Raw genomic sequence first — 1,992 nt, 5'->3', positions numbered from 1 at the left:
CTTTCAGTTCGACTACGGCGCCATCGCGGCGACTTTGTCGGCGGCCGGATTTGACCTCATCCTGCGCGACTATTCGGCTCTTGACGCGCGTGGCATTGCCGCGGACTTTTTCGACTGCATCGGACGCAGCGACCTTGCCTGTGAGCCGATGGCCGAAGGGCGCGTCAATGCGAGCCGGAAGAACCAAAATATCCGCCGTTTCGTTCGCAACGCGATCGAAGCCGGGGCCTATGACAAGGTCTTGACCGGGGCGCTGGACAAGATGGTTGTCGGTCGGATGCCGCGCCTGTCCGCCGAGGCCCGGTCGCGGTTGGCGAGCCGGGTGGGGCCTGACAATGCCGAGCTTGACGCGCAGTGGGGGCTTTGCCTGCAAGAGGGGTTCAATCCCGAGCAGGTTGCCCCTGACGCGCCGTTGCTGGAGCGGATGTTTTCGAAGGAAACGCTGGACGCGGTCTCGGGGCCGCCCTTGATCAAGGGCGCCGTGCAGGATGACGAGCTGGACCGGTTCCGGGCCGACTGGTTCGCGGCATGCTGATCTGTCGAACCACGCCGGGACGGTATGCCATATCAAGGCCGCTGATCGTCAATTCCTGCTGACAGCGCCGGTTGGCATGCTAGGATTCGGCCTGCCGGACCCCGGGCTGCGATGGTGGAACGGGGTTCTCAGGACGGAGGCCGAGATGACGAAAGACGACCTTTGCTATCTTTCGGCGCACAAGGCGCTGGAGGCGTTTCGGGCCCGGACTTTGTCACCCGTCGAATTGCTTCAGGCCGTCATTGATCGTGCGGCGGAGGTTGAGCCGCAGGTCAATGCATTGACCTACACGCATTACGATACGGCGATGGAGGCGGCGCGCCGCGCCGAAGCCCGTTATGCCAAGGGCGCGGCGACGGGGGCGCTGGAAGGCCTGCCGGTCGGCATCAAGGATGAATCCGGTATTGCCGGGTTTCCGACGTCTGGCGGATCGCTGATCCAGAAGGATTACGTCGCCGACACGACATCGCCCGTCAATGAACGGATTCTGGCGGAAGGGGCCGTGGTTCACGCCCGCACCGCGACGCCGGAGTTTTCCTGTGCGGGTGTCACATGGTCACGGCTCTGGGGTGTCACGCGCAACCCGTGGAACCCTGAGTTCACCCCCGGCGGATCGTCAGGCGGGTCGGCGGCTTCGCTGGCCAGTGGCACCTCGACATTGGCCAGTGGTTCGGACATCGGCGGTTCGATCCGGATCCCCGCCTCGACCTGCGGTATCGTCGGCTACAAGCCGCCCTACGGCCGCAACCCGGAAGAGCCGCCGTTCAACATGGATTTTTATTGCCACAACGGGCCTTTGGCGCGGAATGTGCGCGATGCGATCCTGTTGCAGAACGTGATGTGCGGACCCCATCCCAAGGACATCGCGACGCTGCGCCCGAAACTGGTGCTGCCCACCGATTATGCGCCGATCAAGGGGATGAAAATAGCGCTGTCGCGGGATCTGTCGGTTTTCGAAGTCGACCGGGAAGTTGAGCGCAATACGCTTGCCGCGGCCGATGTGTTCCGCGCGCTCGGGGCGACAGTGACCGAGGTCGATCTGGGGTGGCCCGAGGACTGCCTGCAGCACAGCATCGACTATCTGGTGCATATCTTCGGAAGCTACATTTCGGAGATGCTGGATGACCATGCCGACGAGATGACGACCTACGCGCGGCATTTCGCCGAACGGGCCGCGACGAGCACGGCGCGCGGCTATGTCGAAACGCTGAACACCGCGGGACAGATGTACAATTCCCTCGGACCGATACTCGAGGATTACGACCTGCTGATCTGCCCGACCATGGCCGTGCCCGCGGTGCCCGCGGATTTCGACAGCACGACGGGAACGGTCGAGATCAACGGCAAGCCGGTCGATCCGTTCCTGGGGTGGGTGATGACGACGCCATTCAACATGCTGAGCCGCCTGCCGGTGTTGTCGGTGCCGTCCGGCTTCGCGGCGACTGGCGTTCCGACCG

2 protein-coding genes are annotated in these 1,992 nt (G+C 63.7%); both read left to right on the top strand.

Annotation, left to right across the window (positions count from 1 at the left end; genetic code table 11):
- Window positions 1-535, top strand: a 535-nt coding sequence (locus WBB85_RS16425) for a hypothetical protein (RefSeq protein ID WP_432639675.1), incomplete at its 5' end; no start/stop codon positions are given.
- A 145-nt stretch (window positions 536-680) separates the two neighbouring features.
- The coding region (locus WBB85_RS16420; protein ID WP_432639674.1) for an amidase at window positions 681-1,992 on the top strand (1,312 nt) is incomplete at its 3' end.

The organism is Albidovulum sp. (assembly GCF_049646345.1).
Classification (GTDB): Bacteria; Pseudomonadota; Alphaproteobacteria; order Rhodobacterales; family Rhodobacteraceae; genus Albidovulum.
The sequence above is the reverse complement of the archived record's forward strand: the minus strand, read 5'-3'. Positions and strand labels throughout refer to the sequence as shown.